General features: G+C 63.5%; 19 protein-coding genes. 12 read left to right on the forward strand and 7 right to left on the reverse strand.

Annotated features, from left to right (window positions below; genetic code table 11):
* Positions 1-300 precede the first annotated feature (300 nt).
* On the reverse strand, positions 301-1,182 hold the full coding sequence (locus AABD04_RS21465; protein WP_341442378.1) for a helix-turn-helix transcriptional regulator: 882 nt from the start codon (positions 1,180-1,182) through the stop codon (positions 301-303).
* Between the two features lie 332 nt (positions 1,183-1,514).
* Here AABD04_RS21465 and AABD04_RS21470 point away from each other — a divergent pair, with 332 nt between their 5' ends.
* Positions 1,515-2,357 (forward strand): oxidoreductase, encoded by an 843-nt coding sequence (locus tag AABD04_RS21470; protein ID WP_341442379.1) that lies wholly within the window; start codon positions 1,515-1,517, stop codon positions 2,355-2,357.
* A gap of 128 nt (positions 2,358-2,485) precedes the next feature.
* Positions 2,486-3,334: an SDR family oxidoreductase gene (locus AABD04_RS21475; RefSeq protein ID WP_341442380.1), complete on the forward strand. Its 849-nt coding sequence runs from the start codon at positions 2,486-2,488 to the stop codon at positions 3,332-3,334.
* Positions 3,335-3,472: 138 nt separating this feature from the next.
* Here AABD04_RS21475 and AABD04_RS21480 read toward each other — a convergent pair whose 3' ends face one another.
* Positions 3,473-5,458, reverse strand: coding sequence for an SDR family oxidoreductase (locus tag AABD04_RS21480; RefSeq protein ID WP_341442381.1), 1,986 nt, complete (start codon positions 5,456-5,458; stop codon positions 3,473-3,475).
* Positions 5,459-5,718: 260 nt separating this feature from the next.
* Here AABD04_RS21480 and AABD04_RS21485 point away from each other — a divergent pair, with 260 nt between their 5' ends.
* The 10 genes from AABD04_RS21485 (at position 5,719) to AABD04_RS21530 (ending at position 15,057) form a co-directional block, all read left to right on the forward strand.
* Complete coding sequence (locus AABD04_RS21485) at positions 5,719-6,519, forward strand: MlaE family ABC transporter permease (protein ID WP_341442382.1); 801 nt, start codon at positions 5,719-5,721, stop codon at positions 6,517-6,519.
* The gene (locus AABD04_RS21490) at positions 6,519-7,364 is read left to right on the forward strand and encodes an ABC transporter permease (RefSeq protein ID WP_341442383.1); all 846 of its coding nucleotides are present in this window, start codon (positions 6,519-6,521) and stop codon (positions 7,362-7,364) included. The genes AABD04_RS21485 and AABD04_RS21490 overlap by 1 nt, the downstream gene beginning before the upstream one ends.
* On the forward strand, positions 7,361-8,485 hold the full coding sequence (locus tag AABD04_RS21495; RefSeq protein ID WP_341442384.1) for an MCE family protein: 1,125 nt from the start codon (positions 7,361-7,363) through the stop codon (positions 8,483-8,485). The genes AABD04_RS21490 and AABD04_RS21495 overlap by 4 nt, the downstream gene beginning before the upstream one ends.
* Positions 8,482-9,486, forward strand: coding sequence for an MlaD family protein (locus tag AABD04_RS21500; RefSeq protein ID WP_341442385.1), 1,005 nt, complete (start codon positions 8,482-8,484; stop codon positions 9,484-9,486). Before AABD04_RS21495 ends, AABD04_RS21500 begins: the two co-directional genes overlap by 4 nt.
* Complete coding sequence (locus tag AABD04_RS21505) at positions 9,483-10,472, forward strand: MCE family protein (RefSeq protein ID WP_341442386.1); 990 nt, start codon at positions 9,483-9,485, stop codon at positions 10,470-10,472. The genes AABD04_RS21500 and AABD04_RS21505 overlap by 4 nt, the downstream gene beginning before the upstream one ends.
* 8 nt (positions 10,473-10,480) lie before the next feature.
* Positions 10,481-11,545: an MCE family protein gene (locus AABD04_RS21510; RefSeq protein WP_341442387.1), complete on the forward strand. Its 1,065-nt coding sequence runs from the start codon at positions 10,481-10,483 to the stop codon at positions 11,543-11,545.
* Complete coding sequence (locus AABD04_RS21515; protein ID WP_341442388.1) at positions 11,542-12,570, forward strand: MCE family protein; 1,029 nt, start codon at positions 11,542-11,544, stop codon at positions 12,568-12,570. Before AABD04_RS21510 ends, AABD04_RS21515 begins: the two co-directional genes overlap by 4 nt.
* Positions 12,567-13,688 (forward strand): MlaD family protein, encoded by a 1,122-nt coding sequence (locus AABD04_RS21520; protein WP_341442389.1) that lies wholly within the window; start codon positions 12,567-12,569, stop codon positions 13,686-13,688. The genes AABD04_RS21515 and AABD04_RS21520 overlap by 4 nt, the downstream gene beginning before the upstream one ends.
* A gap of 38 nt (positions 13,689-13,726) precedes the next feature.
* A complete protein-coding gene (locus AABD04_RS21525) occupies positions 13,727-14,320 on the forward strand; it encodes a hypothetical protein (protein ID WP_341442390.1) in 594 nt (197 codons plus the stop codon).
* A 92-nt stretch (positions 14,321-14,412) separates the two neighbouring features.
* Positions 14,413-15,057 carry a TetR/AcrR family transcriptional regulator gene (locus tag AABD04_RS21530; RefSeq protein ID WP_341442391.1) on the forward strand — a complete coding sequence of 215 codons (645 nt, stop codon included), beginning with the start codon at positions 14,413-14,415 and terminating at the stop codon, positions 15,055-15,057.
* 54 nt (positions 15,058-15,111) lie between these two features.
* Here AABD04_RS21530 and AABD04_RS21535 read toward each other — a convergent pair whose 3' ends face one another.
* From AABD04_RS21535 to AABD04_RS21555, 5 genes are all read right to left on the reverse strand, one after another.
* Positions 15,112-15,585 (reverse strand): hypothetical protein, encoded by a 474-nt coding sequence (locus tag AABD04_RS21535; protein WP_341442392.1) that lies wholly within the window; start codon positions 15,583-15,585, stop codon positions 15,112-15,114.
* A gap of 14 nt (positions 15,586-15,599) precedes the next feature.
* On the reverse strand, positions 15,600-16,265 hold the full coding sequence (locus tag AABD04_RS21540; RefSeq protein ID WP_341442393.1) for a TetR/AcrR family transcriptional regulator: 666 nt from the start codon (positions 16,263-16,265) through the stop codon (positions 15,600-15,602).
* Between the two features lie 157 nt (positions 16,266-16,422).
* A complete protein-coding gene (locus AABD04_RS21545; protein ID WP_341442394.1) occupies positions 16,423-18,219 on the reverse strand; it encodes an N-acyl-D-amino-acid deacylase family protein in 1,797 nt (598 codons plus the stop codon).
* A gap of 51 nt (positions 18,220-18,270) precedes the next feature.
* Positions 18,271-19,377, reverse strand: coding sequence for a PDR/VanB family oxidoreductase (locus AABD04_RS21550; RefSeq protein ID WP_341442395.1), 1,107 nt, complete (start codon positions 19,375-19,377; stop codon positions 18,271-18,273).
* Entirely contained in the window at positions 19,374-20,252 is an 879-nt protein-coding gene (locus AABD04_RS21555; RefSeq protein WP_341442396.1) for a metal-dependent hydrolase, read from the reverse strand. Before AABD04_RS21555 ends, AABD04_RS21550 begins: the two co-directional genes overlap by 4 nt.

Genomic DNA, 20,252 nt, shown 5'->3' on the forward strand with positions numbered 1-20,252 from the left:
CCCATTCGCGGAACGTTCTCGGCCGGAGGCCCCATTGTGCGGCCAGTTCACGCGACCTTCGGATCGCTAGGTCGACAATAGAGTCGATCGAATACTCTGCAATACAGTCTATTGGGCGAGTATTCGACCAATATCTGTTGTTGCGCATGGCCGTTCCTCACTTCAAGCTGATTACAAGACGTCATGGCTCGTCGACATATCCGGCTGGAAAGGCAACACACGAACTGACTGTCAGGGTAGACAATGTTGCGATCTATCGTGCGATCGCAGCCTGTTACGACAGCCGGGGTGGTAATACCTTCAGAGGTCGCGGGTGCTGATCCAGTCCATGTCGATCGATGTCGATCGGTTCTCGCCTGCCACTCTCGCCTGACTGGCTCGGAAGAGCTTGTCGAATGCCGCCTCGGTGGTGCTCTCTGGTTCAGCGTGGTAGACGACGAGAAGTTGTCCGGGTGCGCTGTTGATGGTCAATGTTTCGTAACTGACAGTGAGGTCACCAACTCGACTGTGGCGCAATTGTTTTGATGCCATTGCCGGTTCTGGGACTTCTCGACGTGCCCACCACCGCCGGAATTCGGCGCATTTGATCGACAGCTCGCCGATCAGGGCCGAGCCCTGAGGGTTGTCGGGGTCGATGGCGACAGCGGTCTGCAGGGCGCTCGCTACCAAGCGGGCGTTCGATTCCCAGTCGACGAAGAAGTCGCGTGCGGCTGGGTCGAGCAGGATCATGCGCGCGTAGTTGCTGGTGGGGGCGAATTCTGCGAACATTTCGCGGGCGAGTGAGTTGGATGCGACGACATCGCTCCACGGGGTGGTGATGTAGGCAGGTGTTCGAGACCAGCTGTGCATCATCCGGAGCAGGTGCGGGCTGATTTCGGCAGCATTGTGCGCAGGGTTGTTGGGTGGTCGCAGCCCGGCCAACGTGTAGAGGTGGGCTGTCGCTCGAGGTGAGAGTGCGAACGCTCCGCTCAACGCTCGAAGTACCTGACGGGAGGGAGCGCTTTCTCGCCCCTGCTCGAGACGGGTGTAGTAATCGATGCTGATGCCGGCACGAAAGGCGACTTCTTCTCGGCGAAGTCCAGGAGTTCGTCGACGCCCCAAGGGCGCAACGTGATCCATGCTCTCAGCGGGCGTTGCGTCTCGGCGGGCCCGGAGAAACTCGCCCAGCTCGTTTGCTCCCATGGCGTCATCGTATTCCTGTTCGAGGCCATGAGCCTGGCCGTATGACACCTAGGTAAGGCAGACCCCGTACAGCCGGTAACCAAGAACTGACGCAGCTGTGAAGCCCGCAAATCCGTTGCGAGGGGGTGTCCGACACCTAGGTAGAGCAGCCCCTTCCAGGCACTGCCGGGCGGGTGGACAGTGAACAGACGCGACGGGACGAGGTCCGGTGTGCAACACAACGAGTTGTGAAGCGATGCCGCTCGCCAACCGATCACAAGCTTTCGGCGGCCGGCCGGAGAGACCAGTTCGTCGGACTACCTCATGAACTCACAACGATCAGGAGAACTCTCATGTCTGCAAGCAAAATTGCTCTCGTCACCGGTGCTTCGTCAGGAATCGGTGAAGCAACCGCCATCAAGCTCCACGAGGCAGGCATGGTCGTCTACGCTGCCGCCCGCCGCGTGGAACGCATGAACGGGCTCGAACTCCTGGGTATCGTGCCGATAGCGATGGACGTGACGGACGAGGACTCGATGAAGGCAGGCATCGAGCGCATCATCGCCGATCGCGGACGAATCGACATTCTGGTCAACAACGCCGGATACGGCTCGTACGGGGCGCTCGAGGACGTTCCGATCGCCGAGGCGCGCGAGCAGTTCGATGTCAATGTGTTCGGAGCAGCTCGTCTCATACAGCTTGTACTGCCACACATGCGATCTCGACGTTCGGGCTCGATCGTCAATATCACCTCGATGGGTGGGAAGATCTATTCCCCGCTGGGTGGCTGGTACCACGCGACCAAATTCGCACTCGAGGCGCTCAGCGACTGCTTGCGCATGGAAGTCAGTCCTTTCGGTATCGACGTCATCGTGATCGAACCGGGAGGAGTCAAATCCGAATGGAGCGGCATCGCTGCGGAAAAGCTTCGTACTGTGTCCAGCCAGGGCCCGTACAAGTCTCAGTCCGACGCTGTAGTTGGAACGCTGAGTTCCGAGAGCACGCAGAAGCGCAGCTCACCACCGGAATTGATCGGCAAGACGATACTCGAGGCTGTCACCTCGAAACGCCCGAAGACTCGCTACGCAGTCGGGTTCGGGGCCAAGCCGTTGATCTTCATGAAGAATCGCCTGTCCGATCGGGCGTTCGATTCACTGATGAAGCGAGCTGCCGGCGTCTCCAACGCGGCGAACTGACGCCCAACCTTCGCTCGGCGGCAGCCGTGCTCCGAACGCGGAACCGAACGAGCCCATGATGACAGCAACCGCACTGCTGGTGCTGGCACATCCCACCATCCTCGCTCCACACCACGAAAGGCATGCATATGACCACCCCCAGCCCGAAGACATGGTTCATCACCGGCACGTCGAGCGGCTTCGGACGTCAGTTGACCGAACAGCTCCTCGCCAGGGGTGACCGGGTCGCCGCGACGCTGCGCAAACCCGAATCATTGGCGGCACTCGCCGAGCGGTACCCGGCCACGCTGTGGGTGCGTCAGCTCGACGTGACGAACACCGCCCAGATCCGCGAGGTCGTCGGTGCCGCGTTCGCCCAGCTCGGCAGCATCGACGTCGTCGTCTCGAACGCCGGTTACGCAGTCTTCGGTGCCGCCGAGGAGCTGAGCGACGCGCAGATCCAACGCCAGATCGACACCAATGTCATCGGGTCGGTCCAGCTCGTACGAGCGGTAACCCCGCATCTCCGAGCTCAGGGCGGAGGCAAGATACTGCAACTGTCGAGCATGGGTGGGCAGATCGCGTTCCCGAGCCTGTCGGTCTACCACCTCAGCAAATGGGCGATCGAAGGCTTCTTCGAGGGATACGCGCCCGAAGTTGCACCGTTCGGTATCAGCACCTGCCTGGTGGAACCAGGAGCAGCCACCACCGAATTCGGTGGTTCGTCCGCATCATGGGCACCAGCGCTGAGCGAATACGCGGACACTCCCGCCGGCCACATGCGGTCGTTGATCTTGTCGCCGTCCGAAGGCCAGGAGCAGCCGACCGGCGATCCTGCGCGGTTCGCCGAGGTGATGATCGACGCTGCAGATGGTGACGAGCTGCCGACGCGACTGCTGCTGGGTGCCGACGCGTACCAGATGGTGAGCGCCGCGCTCCGCTCTCGACTCGACGCAGTGGAGAACCAGAAGCCTCTCACTGTCTCTGCATCCAGCTGACCAGCTGGCAGATGTGGCCGTGCCGTCCAACGGACTGCACGGCCACATGTGTCGTTCCAGGGCAGGAGGGTCAGACGGCGCGGCTGTAGAAAGACTTCGGTCCCGGTCGAGCTGCGCAGCCAGTCGTGTGCGGCGACATCACCATTGGGTGCCAGGTACCAGCGCCGCCAGACGACGAATCGGCTTGGGCGCGTACCTGTCACGCCGACCTGGCATAGATGAGATCTCGATCTGTTCGATCTTTGCAGTGGCGGGTACGGCACCTCTGGCTGCGGGCGAGTCCCCCATGGCCTGATGCATCACGCTCGAGATGCGTAGCTTCAAGCGGGGTGTGAACGTGTGTCCCCATTCGCCGATCGTGCCGAGGGGGACGTCGATTCTCCGGGGTCGCTTGACCAGAGCCCGAACCACCATGGCGGCCGCTGTCTCGGGGCTCGTTATCGGTCCGGCGTGATAACCGTCGGACGGGGAGATCATCGGGGTGTCGACCAGCGGAAGGTGGATGGTGGTGAACGTGATTCCGTCGTGCAACAGCTCGGCCGCTGCGACCTCGCTGAATCCATCGAGCGCTGACTTGCTCGCTACGTATGCGGCAAATCTCGGTACGTGATTCTGCACCGCCGCACTGGAGATGTTGACGACATGCCCGAATCTGCGTGCCCGCATCTGCGGAAGCAGACCCATGGTCATTCTGACGGCACCGAAGTAGTTCACGGCCATGGTTCGCTCGAAGTCGTGGAACCGATCCATGGACCGAGTGAGAGAACGACGAATGGATCGGCCGGCATTGTTGATCAGCATGTCGACGTGATCGTGCTCGGCGAGAATGCGAGTGATGGTGGTGTCCGCTGCGTTCGAGTCCGTCACGTCGCACACGTAACCGAATGCACATCCACCGTTGCTGCGGATCTCGTTCACCGTCGCCATCAACTGTTCTTCGTTTCTGGCCAGCAGTATGACGAGGGCACCCATGTCGGCCACCCTGATCGCGGTTGCGCGGCCGATGCCCGACGACGCCCCGGTGATGACGATGTGGCGGCCCGCCAGTGGTCCCCTCGCGGACTGCCTGCGGGCGCGAGTGGGGTCGAGGTGGTTGTACCAGTACGTCCACAAACCGGTGGCGTAGTCGGCGAGCGGGGGGTATTCGACGCCACTGTCCCGCAGGGCCAACGACGTTATCGCGGAGGAGAATTCGGTGGGGATGGCGAAATGTTCGAGTACGACGCTCGGTATCTCCAGACGACGAAGCGCCGCCGCCCGCAGCAGTCGTAGCTGTCGTTGGCGTGGCTTTCTCAACGCTATTCGACCGAGAGATCCGGGCAGCGACGCGACCGGATGCGGGGCCCCGGCGGCGGCAGCCAATGCCTGATACACCTCGCGGACGGGCTGGGGTGTGGGGTTGACGAGATGGAACACTCGCTCCGTCCCGGTGTCGGTCAGCATCAGATGCACCAGCGCCCGGGTGACCACATCGACCGGAACCAGGTTGGTCGCGCCGATAGCGGGCACAGCCACCGGAAGGCCGGCGGGCAGCGCGGCGAGCATCTTCAGTGCGCCGAACAAGTAGTACGGACCGTCGATCTTGTCCATCTCGCCGGTTCGCGAGTCCCCTATCACCGCCGCCGGGCGGTAGACCTTCCAGTCGAGGCCATCGATGCTGCGTACGAGCTTTTCCGCCTCGAATTTGGTGCGGTGGTAAGCAGTGGGAAAGCCCTGCCCCAGATCGAAGTCGTGTTCGGTGAATCGCCCTTGAAAGTCGCCTGCCACTGCGATGGACGACACATGGTGCATGACGGCACCGGTACGCAGCGCGAGAAGCGCCACCTCGCGTGTTCCCTGCACGTTCGTCGCCGCCTGATCGTCTCCGGCGGTCAGGTCGTAAATCGCACCGAGGTGCACGACATGATCGAGACGGTCCGGCAGCATGCCGTCGTCGATACCGAGGCCCGGTTCGGTGAGATCCCCGATGACCGGCAGCACTCGATGGTGGGACGGGACGCGATGCAGCGATCCCGTGCGCACCAGTACGTGGATGGTTGCCGATGAATCGCGGTCGAGGATTTCTTGAATCACTCGTCTGCCGAGAAATCCGGTTCCGCCGGTGATGAAGAAGGTGACGCTCACAGTGCACTCCTGATCAAGTGGTCCGGTCGGGTTCGTACGGTCGCCGGGTATCGGGACGAGGCCGATGCGCATGCCCCGCTCTGCATGAGACTACGACAATACATTCTCACCTGATCGTAACCATGACCAAGCTCACCCAAAACAGGCCGAAGATACCCTGGTTCACACCGGACACTGCCCCCTTGCCACTTGCTTACGTTCATCGTGGTATGTTTTTTGTGATCGACAACTCACCGATGTACGCCAGAAGGATGTCAGCAATGGGAGTAGGGCAGACGTCGGCGGCACAGTCGGTCGTCGCCGAGGCCGCGCAGATGGTCCGCTTCTCGGTCGCCGTGACCGCTGCCGTGTGGTCGAGCATTCGTCGACGTCGGCTGCACTGGCGGGAATGCGTGAGCCAGATGTGGTTTCTTGCCAATGTCACCACGGTTTCCGCCGCGCTGGTGATGATCCCCCTGGGGGTGGCCGTCGCCTTGCAGGTCGGTTCGTTGGCCGGCCGGATCGGGGCCGGGTCCTACAGCGGTGCCGTGGTCGCCTTTCTCATCATCGGGCAGGCCGCACCGTTGGTATGTGCCTTGATCATCGCCGGTGTCGGTGGTTCGGCGATCTGCGCCGATCTGGGGGCCAGGGCCATCCGTGAGGAGATCGACGCCCTGGAGGTTTTGGGAATCGACGTGCTCGAGCGGCTGGTGATTCCCCGCATCATCGCAGCGGTCGTCGTCACCGCTCTTCTCAACTCCATTGTCATGGTGGTCGGTATCGGTGCGTGCCTGCTCGTCCACGTCTATGTCCAGCAGGGGAACGCCGAGAGCTTTCTCCGCAATCTCGTCACGTTCTCACAGCCGAGCGATCTCGTTCTCGCCGCGCTCAAAGCGATTGCGTTCGCGGTGATCTCCGCGGTGGTCGCCTCCTACAAGGGGCTGTTGACCGCGAAGGGCGCGCAAGGCGTCGGCAATGCCGTCAACGAGGCGGTGGTGATGTCGTTCGTACTCGTCTTCCTGGCCAACCTCGCCCTGAGCCAATTCGCGGCAACGTTGTTCCCCGGCAAGGGATCCTACTGATGCATCATCCCACTGTGGTCCGCGCCCGGACTCGGGCACTGCGCGCCGGACGATCGATATCCGGCGTCGGGGCCGGAGCAGTCTTCGTCGTACGCTCGGTCGCCGCAATCCCCTCGGCGCTGACCCGATACGGCAAAGAAATATTGCGCCTGATCTCGGAGATCGGATTCGGCAGCGGGAGCATCCTGGCCGGCGGCGGAAGTGTCGGCGTCATCGTCGCCATCGCATTCTTCGTCGGCACACAGACCGGCCTCGAGGGCTATCGCGGTCTGGAATTGGTCGGTCTCGCACCGCTGTCCGGTGCACTGTCCGCAGTGGCGAACACCCGCGAAGTGGCTCCTATCGTTGCCGCGATCACCCTGGCAGCAAAGGTCGGAACCGGCTTCACCGCCCAATTGGGTGCCATGCGAATCTCGGAGGAGATCTCCGCACTCGAAGTGATGGGGATCGAGTCCCGGCGCTACCTGGTGTCCACCCGCATGGCTGCCGCGATCGCGGCGATCATTCCGCTCTACCTCGTCGGACTGTTCGGTGCATTCGTCTCCACCGCGGTCGCTGTCCAATTCGTCAACGGCCAGTCCAGCGGCACCTACGACTACTACTTCTCCCTCTTCATCGCCCCCGGCGACGTAGCACTGTCCATCGTGAAAACAGTCATCTTCGCACTCGGTGTCACCGCGGTGCACTGCTACTACGGCTACACCGCAACCGGCGGCCCCGAGGGAGTCGGCCGAGCGGCCGGCCGAGCGCTCCGAACATCGATCGTGTTCATCGCGTTCACCGACGTGGTGCTCTCGATCGGTATATGGGGCCTGAGCCCACAGTTACCCGGGTTGTCGACATGATCAGCTACCCACGCCGGCCGGCATGGCATCAACGGGAGAGCGGCCATATCGTCATCGGGTTGCTGACCGCGGTGATCCTCGCTGCTGCGTACGCCGGCTTCGGCTTGCGGGGAGGGAGCGGATACGACAGGACTGCCGCGGTGACCGTGGTCGTCCCCTCCAGCGCCGGCGCACTGGAAACGGGTTCGTCGGTCCGGTATCGCGGCGTCCGGATCGGCTCGGTCGAGGGCATCGACGCCGAACCGAACACCGCCACCATCACGTTGGCGATGGACCCGGCACTCCTGAACACCGTCCCCGCCGACGTACGGGTACGGCTGGTTCCCAGCACCGTGTTCGGCAGCGTCATCGTCGAACTCGTGCCCATCGATGGGCACACCACCGAACACCTGGCCTCGGGCGCAGTTCTCCAACACGACGACTCGCCGGAAAATGCCCAGCTCTACACGGCACTCGACAAAATCGACGACACTCTCACCGCTGTCGATCCCGGTGCCGTCAACGCATCGCTCGACACCCTCGCGCAGGCCCTCGCAGGCCGCGGCGACCAACTGGGCCGCACCCTGGAAGGGATATCCGAACTGATCGGCGACGCGCCGACCGAATCCGGCCTCGGTGCCGGTATCGACCGCGCTGCCGACACCAGCTCGGCCCTGGCCGCTCTCGCTCCCGACGCCTCGGCCACCGTGCGCAACGCGGCCATGGCAGGGAGCGCACTGAGCGGAAACCGGGACTCGTTGAGTCGCCTACTCAGCGGTGCCGCAACCACTTCCGACGCCATTGCCGCTCTGCTGGATGACAATCGAGACCGAATCATCACCGTCATCGACACCGCGGCCGCAACGCTCGGCGTAGTCGACAACCGACCGGCTCGGCTCACCGCATTCTTCGGCGGCGTCGAGGCTCTGACTATCGGGCTCCCCCCCGTGCTCGAATCCGGGCACTTCGCCATCGATGCCGGCATCACCCTGAACTCCCCGTTTCCCTATTCCGGCACAGTGGGACCGGTCGGCAGCGATCAGGAATCCCAGACCCTCGGGTCGCTGTTCGGTCTCCCCGGCGACGCGGCCGATCTGCTGGTCGGTCCGATCCTGCGGGGTACCTCGGTGGTTGCAGAATGAGCACCCGATCCGACGCCGCCAAACTCGCCGTATTCGTCCTGGTCGCCGGCGTCAGCACACTGACCGTGGCCAACACGATCACCGACCCGATAGCGGGGCGGACGGTGAGCTACCACGCCCAGTTCAGCGACGTCACCGGTCTGGTCACCGGAAGCGATGTCCGCATTGCTGGAGTACGCACCGGAAAAGTCACCGACATCGATGTCACCGATCACCACACTGCTCTCGTCACATTCGAGGTCTCGGACGACCAGCAACTCCCGGCAGACTCCTCTGCAGCGATCCGCTACGCAGATCTACTCGGGGCCCGAAACCTCACCTTGATCCCAGCCGGTAACCCCGGCCCACCGCTGCCCGGCGGAGCACTCATCCCACTCGACCGAACCACACCCTCGGTCGATCTCACCGCCGTGCTGGGAGGGTTCCGGCCACTGTTCGACGCCCTGGACCCCGCCGTCGTCAACAGAGTCGCAGACGCGATCATCGACGTCTTCGAGGGACAGAACACCTCCCTCGACTCTGTGCTGGTGTCCACGATCTCGATCGCAGACAGCGTGGGACAACGGTCGCAGATCGTCGACCAGCTCATCACCGACCTGTCCGCGGTGCTCGGCGACATCGCAGCCGAACGCCCGCGAACAACACACATCGTCGACACCCTCGCCGGTGTGATGGACGGCCTCGAACGCAATCGCGACCTGCTGACCACTGGAGTCGACTCGATCGAGGGAGTGTCGTCGTCGACGAACTCCCTGATCCAGGGGCTCACGCCCGATCTCGCGGAGACCACACGATCGCTCGACGACGCCACCGGTGCCGTCGTCGACAAGCAGGACGCCCTGGTCGGCCTCGTCGATCACTTCGATCAGGTCCTGGTCAAGTTCGGCTCGCTGACAAGCTACGGCGGATGGCTCAATGTCTACTTCTGCAACCTCTCCCTGTCCGCAGGGGACGTCGAGTTCGCGCCGACCACCTCCACCAGATCGCAGGTATGCCGATGAGATGGAAAGAACCCGGCAGCCGGTGGGTCGGCCCGACCGCGATCGCCGCCGCTCTGCTGATGCTGGTTGGGGCACTGGGCATTCCGAGAGTGATCGACGAGGTCCGCTCCGACACGCTCTACGCCGAAGTGGCCAATGTAGGCGGAATGCAGATCGGCGACCCGGTACTGGTGGCCGGCGTCCCCCGAGGCACCGTGACCGGCCTGTCGTTGGACGAAACACACGTCGACGTCGCTTTTCGGCTCGACGACGACATCGTGGCGGGAGTCGATACTCGTGCGACGGTGGAGATACTGACCTTGCTCGGACGGCGAGCGCTGAGCATCGAGCCCTCCGGAACGGGACGATTGCAGTCAGGGGACATCATCCCTCTGGCCAACACCACTACGGCGTTCACGCTCGACGACATCAGCAGATCCGTCGCGAGTACCGCAACCGACGTCGACCTCGATCGAATCCGAACCATGGTCGACACGCTGGCATCCGCCGCCCCGCAGGACCCCGAGCTTCTCGGCAGCGCATTGACCGGACTCACCGATGTCGCCGACATGGTCAACCGCAATGCCGACGATGTCGATCGTCTGCTCGAGAGTGCACAACAGACCACCTCCACCCTGGTCGAGCAGAGCGACCTACTCGTGGCACTGGTCGGCGATGCCGACATCGTGGCAGCCACGGTCGCCGAGCGCCGCGACGCGATCTCGTCGATCATCGACGACATCGCCGCCCTGACGACCACCCTCTCGCGGTATCTCGCCGACAACCGCGAGACCATCGACTCGCTACTGCCCCGTCTCAGAGCGGTGTCCGCGCTGCTCGAGAATTCCCGTGACTCGTTGACTCGCCTGGTGGACGACTTCGGACCCACTGTTCGTTACCTTGCGAACGCAACGGGAAACGGGCAGTTCCTCGATTTGAATTCGCCCACCGCGCTGGTCCCGGACAACTGGTTGTGTCTGCTCGGCCTCGGATCGGGATGCGCATGAGCCGGGGAATGTCAGCATTCATCGTCGCCACGATCGTGGCCGCAGGTGTCGCGGGGACTGTGCTCCTGTGGCCCGAACCGGTCACACGAATTCACGCGGAATTTCACAGCGCGGAAGGAATTGTGCCCGGAACTCATGTGACGGTCCTCGGTGTTCCCGTCGGATCCGTCGAATCGATCGACCAGGAAACCGAGTACATCGACGTCACGATGAGCGTTTCTGCCGGAACGCAGATCGACGCCGACACCCACGCCTGGGTGGTCAGCCCCTCGGTCATCAGCGACCGATATCTCGAACTCGAACCCGCGACCGGAGACCGAGTTCTCGACACGGGTGCCACGATTCCGTTGGAGAGGACCCATTCCCCCATGTCCTGGGACGCTGTGCTCACCGCAGTCGACGACCTGGTCGGGGCACTCGCTCCCCCGCCGGGTTCGACGCAATCCTCGGCGGGCGTTCTGGCCGAATCCCTCGCTCGCTCGACCGAAGGCAACGGCGCTGCGGTCGCACAGGCCATCGCCAGCTTGTCCACGGCCACGACCGTTGTCGGGAACGGGTCGGACGACATCGCCGGCATCGTCGACGGGTTACACGTCCTGCTCGACGCGGTCACCGCCAACCGAACCCAGCTCGATTCGCTCGCTCGGTCGGTCGAATCGACGGCGTCCGTCCTCGATCGACAACGCGACACCGTCACAGCAGCGCTCTCCGGATTGAACGAGGTGATGTCGTCGGTGTCGTCGATTCTGGCCGATCACGGCGCCGAGGTGACCGGAACGGTAGCCGACCTGCGGGGGCTCGCGGCCGATCTGGACGCGCGCGGTCCGCAACTGGCCGAACTTCTGGAGGTCTCACCGGTGGCGCTCGGCAATGTCTCCGATGCGGTCGGAGCGGACAATCGTCTCCGGGTCCGTCTGGACTTCTCGACCACGCTGTCCCAATTCCCTGCGGCTCGAGATCTGTGCAGCAGAACACCGCTGCCCTTGTGCTCGGCTCCCGGGCTCTACAACCCGGTCACCATTCCCGGCGAAGCCCCCCTACTGGCCGACATCTGGGGAAAGGCCATCGGATGAGCACCGGTTTGCGGACGCTGACCGCCGCGGTAGCAGCAGCGATGCTCGTGCTCTGCACTACCGCGTGCGGAGTCAGTTTGCAGGCCCTGTCACCGATCGCACACGAGAACACCTCGACGTACCCGGTCACGATGCGGTTCACCGATGTCTCCCTGCTCCCGCTCGGCGGCGAAGTGCGGATCGGTCAGGCAGTGATCGGTTACGTCCGCGCGCTGGAGGTCGATAACGCAATCGCCGTCGCGCGCACAGAATTACACACCGACGTCGCATTGAAGGTGGGGTCCACGGCACGAATCGAGTTGTCCTCCCCCATTTCCGACGCGTTCATCGAAATCACACCGGGCGCGGACACCGCTGCCCAAACCCTCGCCGGGGGCGACACGATCGATACCGATCGCACCGGCCGTGGACCGGACGTCGAGAAATTGTTGCTCTCGATCGGGTCGCTGGTCGGCGGTGCCGGTCTCGGTCAGTTGGGCACGATTCTCGAGGAAACAGACGCCGCGCTGAACGGTCGGGGGGAAGTAACTCGGGGCCTTCTGGTTCGCCTGAACTCGGCACTGTCCGTCGTTGCGGCTCATCGTGACTCGATCGGCCGCGCGATCGACGGGCTCGGACAGTTCGCCGCGACCATGGCGCAGGAGAACACCGACCTACGGCTGAGTCTGACCGAGATGGACGAGGGTCTGTCGCTGTTGTCGGACCAACGTGGATCGTTTGCCGAGCTGGTACCCAGAATCGAACATCTCAGTGCATCGACACGAGCGGTCATCGATACCTCCGAGGGTGAGCTGGTCGACATCGCATCACATCTGGGCCCGATCGCGGACCAGCTGACCGCGTTCCGCGACGACGTCGAGGGACTCGATCAGCGTCTCGAGAGAACCGCGGAGTTACTGTCGGCGGCGTCGCCGGGCGACTACCTCAACACCGACCTCAACGCCGACCTCGCCGAGATCATCGGTGGACCGGTCCAGGATCTGGTGCCACCGCCCGCCCCGCCTGCTCAGGAGATGCCGCGGTGAGCACGCGTCGCATGGTGGTGCACATGGCACTGTTCCTGGCGATCGCCCTCGGGTGTGCGGGGTACATCGTCGACGCCACCGGTGGGCTCCGCGTTCTCGGCAAAGACCGCACCTTCAGTGTCGAGGTCGCCGATGCCGGCGGTCTCGCAGTCCGTTCGGAGGTGGACTACCGAGGCGTACCGATCGGTCAGGTGACCTCGGTCGTTCCGGACCCGGGTGGACAACTCGTCCGGATCGAAGTCTCCGCCGCGCCCGACACCCGAATACCCGCCGCGGCGACAGCAGCCGTGGGGCAGGACACCGCCGCTCCGGTGCTCAAACTGCGCCTGTTCTCCGAATCGCACACTGCACCGTTTCTCCCCGACGGTGGTGTCATTCCGATCTCCCAGACCGGCACACCGGTGGCGATCTCCTCGGTCCTGAGCCGGCTGGTAACGCTGGTCGACAGCGTGAATCCCACGGACCTCGACACGCTCACGCAGGAGCTGGGCATCGCCCGTCCCGGACGGAGCTCAGACCTGGGTGAGTTGCTCGACAGCATCGACGATCTGACCGACACGATCGCCCCACGCGCCGACGCGATCGGCGACATCGCCGACGATGCCTCGGCTCTTCTGGTCGACAGCAACGACGGTCCTGCAGCAATCCCGGACATCATCTCCGCTGCACGAACGCTCACCGCCCTCGCTGCAGACAACGACACGCAGATCCGGGCGAGCCTGATCACGATCCCCGACACGCTGCTGGATCGACTGCTCCCCCTCGTGGACGAGAACAGTGTGGGCGTCGCCGCGCTGCTGACATCCGCCGTCGGGCCCGCACAGGTCGTCGGCGCGCGGACCGACGCCATCGATCGCTTCCTGACCACCGTGCCGGACGGGCTGGCGAAGTTGGCGTCACCGGTGAAGAACAACCGCCTCCAGGTCGACCTCGTCCCGAACATCGGAGTTCCGTGCTTCTACGACACCGTCCGGCGAACCCCGTACGAGACGGCACCGACACCGTTCGACCGCGATCTCCGGTGCGTAGCGCCGGGTGGTTTACCGCCGAAGGGCGCGGACAGCGCGCCGAGAATCTCCGGCGACCTCGCGGACCTCTACGCGAACGGTGCCGGGTGATCCCGCTGCCGCCCTTTCGATCGGAAAGAGAGAACACGATGCTGACCACAGGCAACGACGACGTATCCGGACCGGACACCGAACCGGCCACACCGCACGAGACGGCCACCGACCAGGCACCGTCGCAGGACACGACTGCTCCGGTCTCGCGGTCTCGGGTCCGCCCGAAGCTGAAGGCGGTGGCCGCTGTACTGGTCTGCGCGCTGATTGCGGGATGCGCCTATCTCGGTTACCAGGTTCTTCAGTCGGCACGGCAGCTCGACGCTCGCGACAGTGCGATGACGACCGGTCGGCAATACGCGCTCGATCTGACCTCGTACGATTACCGAACGTTCGATGAGACAATTGCCACGGTGACCGCGAACTCGACCGAGAAGTTCGCGGACGAGTACACGAAAGTCGGTGAGGTGCTCCGCGATGCAGTCACACAGGCAAAGGCGTCTGCGGCAGCGTCGATCATGCAGGCCGGTGTGGTCGAGGCCGACGAGGATTCCGCTGTTCTGCTCTACTTCGTCGATCAATCGGTCACCAACACTGCAACACCGGAACCGCGCGTGGACCGCAATCGACTGCAGATCGGATTGGTACGGGGCAATGACGGCTGGCTGCTCGACGATGTTCAACTGCTATGACCGATAACGGGTCCGCCGGGACCTCCACGGACTCAGCATCACCGCCGACGACACCGGCGAGGCCTCGAACGCAGGCCCAGCGAAGCTCGGCGATGCGCGCGAAACTACTCGACGCCACCATCGAATGTCTCGACGAATTCGGCTACGCCGGGATGAGCACGGCGCGGATCGCGGAAAAAGCAGGTGCCACACGCGGCGCGCAGATTCATCACTTCGGGTCCAAGGCCGACCTGGTCGCGGCTGCAGTCGAGCATCTGGTTGCTCGGCGCGCCCAGGACGCCCTCGTCCAGGTAAGTCATTTCGACATGTCGAAGGACTTGATCGGTCAAATGCTCGATCTTCTCTGGGACTTGCACAAAGGCCCGGTGTTCGTCGCCACGGTCGAACTGTGGGTGGCGGCCCGGACCGATCCCGAACTGGCCCCGCTGCTCGATGATCTGGGCCCGGCCATGATGGAGAGTGTGATCGGCGCGTTCAGCGTCCGCGACCCCAACGGCAGCGGCGCTCAATGGCGGGTCCTGCGCAACATCGTCTACCTCGCTATGGACGCCATCCGCGGCATAGTGTTGGCCACCTTCGCCGACCGCGACCACCTCAAGCGAGACCGCTTGTGGGCCCGGGCGCGTGGACAGCTGAGAGCGTTCGCGCAGATCGAGCTCGCGAACGCAGCGATGGCTGCCGACGTGTCGGCCTTGTTCAAATCGATTCGCCCCCCGGGGGCAACCCGGTCTGTGTAGGGCACCAAGAGGCGGGGAGTTACCTCTCTGGGACTCTCGCGCAACGATGTCCGGTCAGGCAGGTCCCCGGATCACGCGCGAACCTACGGTCCTGCCCCGCAGCCCAGGGACACGACCTACGGCTGCGCTCAACTGAGCGGAGGATTCGGCGATGGCGGCCATGCTCGGAGCCAACTCGGCGAGGTGTGGGCCCAGGGCGGCCACGGCCACGTTCAGTTCCGAGATCTGTTCGAGCGTTCCGCCCGTCGCACCGAGCCGCTCCAGAACCCCGTCCCGACCCAGCAACATGTCGATCGCATCTGCTGATTCGCTGATCCGGTCGAGAACACCACCCTCGGCAACGAGTGTGTCGATCGAGCCACCCGGTGACAACGCTCGGCCGAGCGGTCTGTGCGGTGCCAGAGACAGCGCGATGTGCACCGCATTCAGACCGTAGGCAACGAGCGCCCGCGGCCGTTCCGAGACAACGCTGTCGAGGGCGGTACCCGCTGCACGACCGAGCACACATACGCTGGTCTTCAAATTCACGAGGTCAGCCGCTTTCAGGTAATGATATGCGGTTCAACAGATTTCAACGGCGGTGTCATCCCGCGTATGCCGCCTCCCAACATCGTCGTCACACAATCGACGAGTTCGTCCGCGGTAACGAGTTCTTGTGTCGTCCACCAGTGAACGCAGAGCCTCACGGTTCCGAGGATGGCAAACGCCATCGGAGTGGTGCCCTCGGTGCAGACTTTCTGCGGGCCGAGGGAGGTGCCCAGCGCTGCGGTGAGCAGCCGCGCAATGCGGTAGTCGGCATCGGCGATGAGCTCGCCACCCGACGCCGCCGAGTGCGCGGTGACATACAGATATGCAGGAAGGTCGTGCGAAAATACATCGACGTATGCCTCGGTCACCGCTCGGATCAGCGTGTGACCGGTCGACCTCGGCGACAATGCCGATCGAATTCTCGGTTCGATTTCCACCGACATGTATCGCGACAGGGTCGCGTCGGCCAGATCGGCACTGTCGGTGAAGTTCCTTCGGAGCAACGTTTTCGATACTCCCAGCTCGTCGACGATGACATCGAGACCTGGGTCGTGGCCGTGAGATCGGACGATGGACAGTATGTCGTCGATCAGGGAATGTCTGCGATCGATCTTCGACTTCCGCCAGCGCTCCACGGTGTCGTCGAGCTCTGTGGTGCTCAGCGGTTCGTCGATGTTCATCCATCTCCCCTTCGGCTACACGTCTCACCCGTCCCGCTGGGCCACACGCCGGGCGCGCCCGCGTCGGCGGGCCCGGCCGGTACTGCCGAAATCAGTTCGACAGTCGAACTTTTCGTGGAACGTCGTGGTGCGTTCCAGGGTGTGTGGTGATGGTGTTCTAGCCGGCGGACACGGACCGAAGAGGCCGATTTCGCAGATCGCCGTCCGTGGTGTCGACCGTCGGTGCACCAGCTTTGAGGAACCGTCCGGTACCGCTGCCATCGGCGTTCGAGGTGAACCGCCCCTGGCGGAACACCACTCTTCCGGCGATGACGGTGGCGTCGACCGCGTCATCGTTACGGTTGACCATGCGCGAGATTCCACCGAATTGTTCGATCGGTGCCTCGTACACCCCGTCGACGCTGGCGTTCAGTCCCGACGGGTCGATGATCACCAGATCGGCACGATCACCGAGCCGTAGATGACCGGCATCGATCCCGTACCACTGCGCGAGTTCACCGGTCAGTCTGTGCGCGGCGTGCTCGACCGTCATGAAGCCGGTGTCGTGGACTCTCTTGAGCAGTCGGATGGGGAAGTTGTAGAACGCCATGTTGCGCAGATGCGCTCCGGCATCCCCGAAACCCATCTGCACACCCGAGCTACGCGCGAGCCTGTCCGCAAATTTCGGCCGGTCGTTGGCGATGGTCGTCCGCCAGCGGAGCTTCTTTCCGTATTGCACAACCAGATCGAGGTAGGCATCGACGGGGTGGATTCCGCGTTCGTCGGCGAGTTGCCCGAATGTCTTGCCGACAATGGCCGCATCAGGGCTCGCCACGATCACTGCGTCGTAGAAATTCCGGTGCCAGATGCGAGGGCTGAGTTTGTCGTCGTAGTTCTTGCGGAACCAGCGGCGGTACTTCTCGTCTTGGAGCAGTTCGTTTCGTTCGACTTCGTCCTGCAGATGCAGCGCGGCGGCACCGGCACCGAACTCCTCGAACACCACGAGGTCGATACCGTCGGCGTACACGGTGAACGGGACCGGCAGGTGCTGCCAGCGGAAGTCGGTCCTGGCGAACTTGTTCAGCAGTGGAGCTGCGGCCAGCATGAAGTAGACGATCGGTGGATACGCCTTGGAATCCGCCGCCGAGAGCAACGACGTCTTCAGCTTGGGGCGGCCGCCGAGACCGGAGCTCTCGGCGAAGAAGCCGGCAATGTTGGGATGCAGATTGATGGTCGGTGCGCTCTGCAGGATTCGTCCGCGATCGCGCAGAATTCGATTGAGGAAACGCATCTCACGCCACCGCGAGTAGGTCGAGGGCAGCGACCTGGACCGGAATTCCGTGCCGTCGATCTTGTCGAGCTTGTTGGTCATCGACGACAGGCCCAGGAACCCGGCATCGAGGCTCTTCGTCAGCATCTCACCCATGGCATCGAGTTCGATCGACGAGGGGCGATAGCTGTTCGAGGTGGCCTTGGACATTCCCAAGACCGTGGTACGGATATCGGAATGACCGATGAACGCCGCAACGTTCGGACCGAGTGGCAGTGATTCGAGGACCGATACGTACGTGGAAGGGCTTGTCCAACTGCGGTGATCGTCGAGGATGTCGAGCATGGACTGGCGCGGGATGGCCTCGACGCGGCTGAACAGGTCCGCACATTCTTCCGGGCTGGAGAAGACGGTCGAGAGTGAGCAGTTTCCGATGACGACGGTCGTCACGCCGTGTCGAACGGACTCGGGCAAGGACGGGTTGACGAGCACCTCGGCGTCGTAATGCGTGTGTACGTCGACGAATCCTGGCATCACCCACTTTCCCCGGGCATCGAGAACCTCGGTGAGAGGACCCACGGGGAGTTTGTCGGCGGACACTTCGGCGACGTGTCCGTTGCGAATGCCGAGGTTGCGCATCCGCCCTTCGGCTCCGGTGCCGTCGAACCACAGACCGTTCTCTACGACGAGATCGAAGTCGTGCATCGTTGCTGCTCCTTCTGGGTCGGGCGTTGGTAGATCCGTCGACGGACGCGGTCAGAGGTCGAGCACGAGCCGTTCGCCCTGCGCGCGGGATACGCAGATCAGCATGTGATCTGCTCGCTCGACGTCGGTCAGAGTGCCGTCTCGATGATCCGGTGTGCCACCGAGTACTCCGACGATGCAGGTGCGGCAGAATCCCTGTTTGCAGGAGTAGGTGGTGTTCGGCAGTACCGACGTGATCGCGTCGAGTGCCGAGACGTCGGCGGGCACGTCGACGACTCGACCGGATCGGGCGAGTTCGACGGTGAACGCTCTCCCGTCCACAATCGTTGGTGCAGAGAATCTCTCGAAATGAAACTCGCAGTCGGCGAGGGCGTCGGCACCGGTCCGCAATGTATTGATCATCGGCGCGGGTCCGCAGGCATAGATAGCTGCGAACGGGCGGATGCCGGTGAGAAGTTCGGCGGAGGTCGGTAGGCCGTCGACGTCATCGGTGCGGATGGTGACCTTGTCACCGAAGGCGATCACCTCCGGTACGAACGGCAACGAGTCGGTGCTGCGACCGGTGTACACCATCGACCAGCTGATGCCGAGGCTGTCGGCGAGGCGCAGCATCGGCAGGATGGGGGTTATCCCGATACCGCCCGCGACGAAATGCAGATGCCGGGCCGGTGATCCGTACCCCGGCACGGCGAAGGCGAATGCATTTCGGGGTTCCGACACGACGAGCTCGGTTCCCAAGGGCAGGGCGTCGTGTACCTCGATCGAGCCGCCGCCGCCGTCGGGGATTCGCCGGACCGCGATCCGGTAGCGGTCGGTGACGGCGGGGTCTCCGCACAGCGAGTACTGACGCCGGATTCCCGAGGGGAGCGTGAGATCGATGTGTGCGCCGGGTCGCCAGGGCGGAAGTACGCCCCCGGATGGTCGGGTGAGCGTCAGGGCGACGACGTTGTCGTCGTGTGCTTCGACGCTGCGGCCGCTGACGACGACGACGAGGGATCTGTCCACCGGCTGTCCTGTCGGAGTCGATCTGCGCAGTACTCGAACCGCAGCCATGTGACCGTTCATCAGTGCGGAAATGGCACCGAGGAACAGGTCCCGGCGGGGACGTCCGTACAGATCGGGCGGCATGGCAACGGGGGCTGTCAGAGCGCGTCTCATCGCGCGGCCGCGCGTGCGGCCGGAGACCATGCCAGGTAGGCGATCGCCTGCGCGGTGTTGCCTTCGTGTTCCGGCGAGTAAGAGGGTTTGAGGTACCGTGCCACCCCCCATGTCATGTGGGCGAGCGAGGGTAATGCGTCTCGGCGCATCGCTGCCATCCAGGCGACGAAGATGCGCAGGTATCCCTTGTTCTTCAAGGCTGGGTCCTGTCGAACGATGTACTTCGTGCCGCGGAGCATCAGCGCCAAGAAGCCGACGAACGCGATGATCATGGCAATGTTTCGGCGGAAATATCCGACACCGAAATACTGGGCGACATCGTGTGCGACATTCCGGTGCTCGACCTCCTCGGCACCGTGCCATCGATAGAGATCGATCATGGTGGGGTCGCCGCCCAGGTTGTCCCACTGCGAATTCAGTGCGTAGTCACCGAGAAATGCCGTCAGGTGTTCGATGGCACCGATCATCGCAATACGTTCGACGAGTTGCTGGCGTTGACCTTTCGGCGAACTGGCAGGTCGCGGGCCGAGAACCCGACGCATCAGGAACTCTGCCTGCGCAGCAAAGGGTCGAGGGTCTATTCCGTGCGTGTCGAGAAAGTCGTACAGCACCACATTGTGGGTCTCGGCGTGCATCGTTTCCTGTCCGATGAAGCCACGGACATCTTCTCGTAGCCGCTCGTCCTCGATCAGGGGTAGGGCTTCGGCGTATGTGTCACAGAACCACCGCTCCCCCTCCGGAAGCAGGAGATTGAGAGCGCTGATGGTGTGCGAGGCCACGGGCTCGCCCGGGAGCCAGTGCAGAGGTGTGTCCGTCCAGTCGAACTCGACGTTGCGTGCGGTGAGCGAGACGACGCCTGGATCGAGGGGGTCCAT

It is taken from the genome of Rhodococcoides navarretei (assembly GCF_038069675.1).
Taxonomy (GTDB): domain Bacteria; phylum Actinomycetota; class Actinomycetes; order Mycobacteriales; family Mycobacteriaceae; genus Rhodococcoides; species Rhodococcoides navarretei.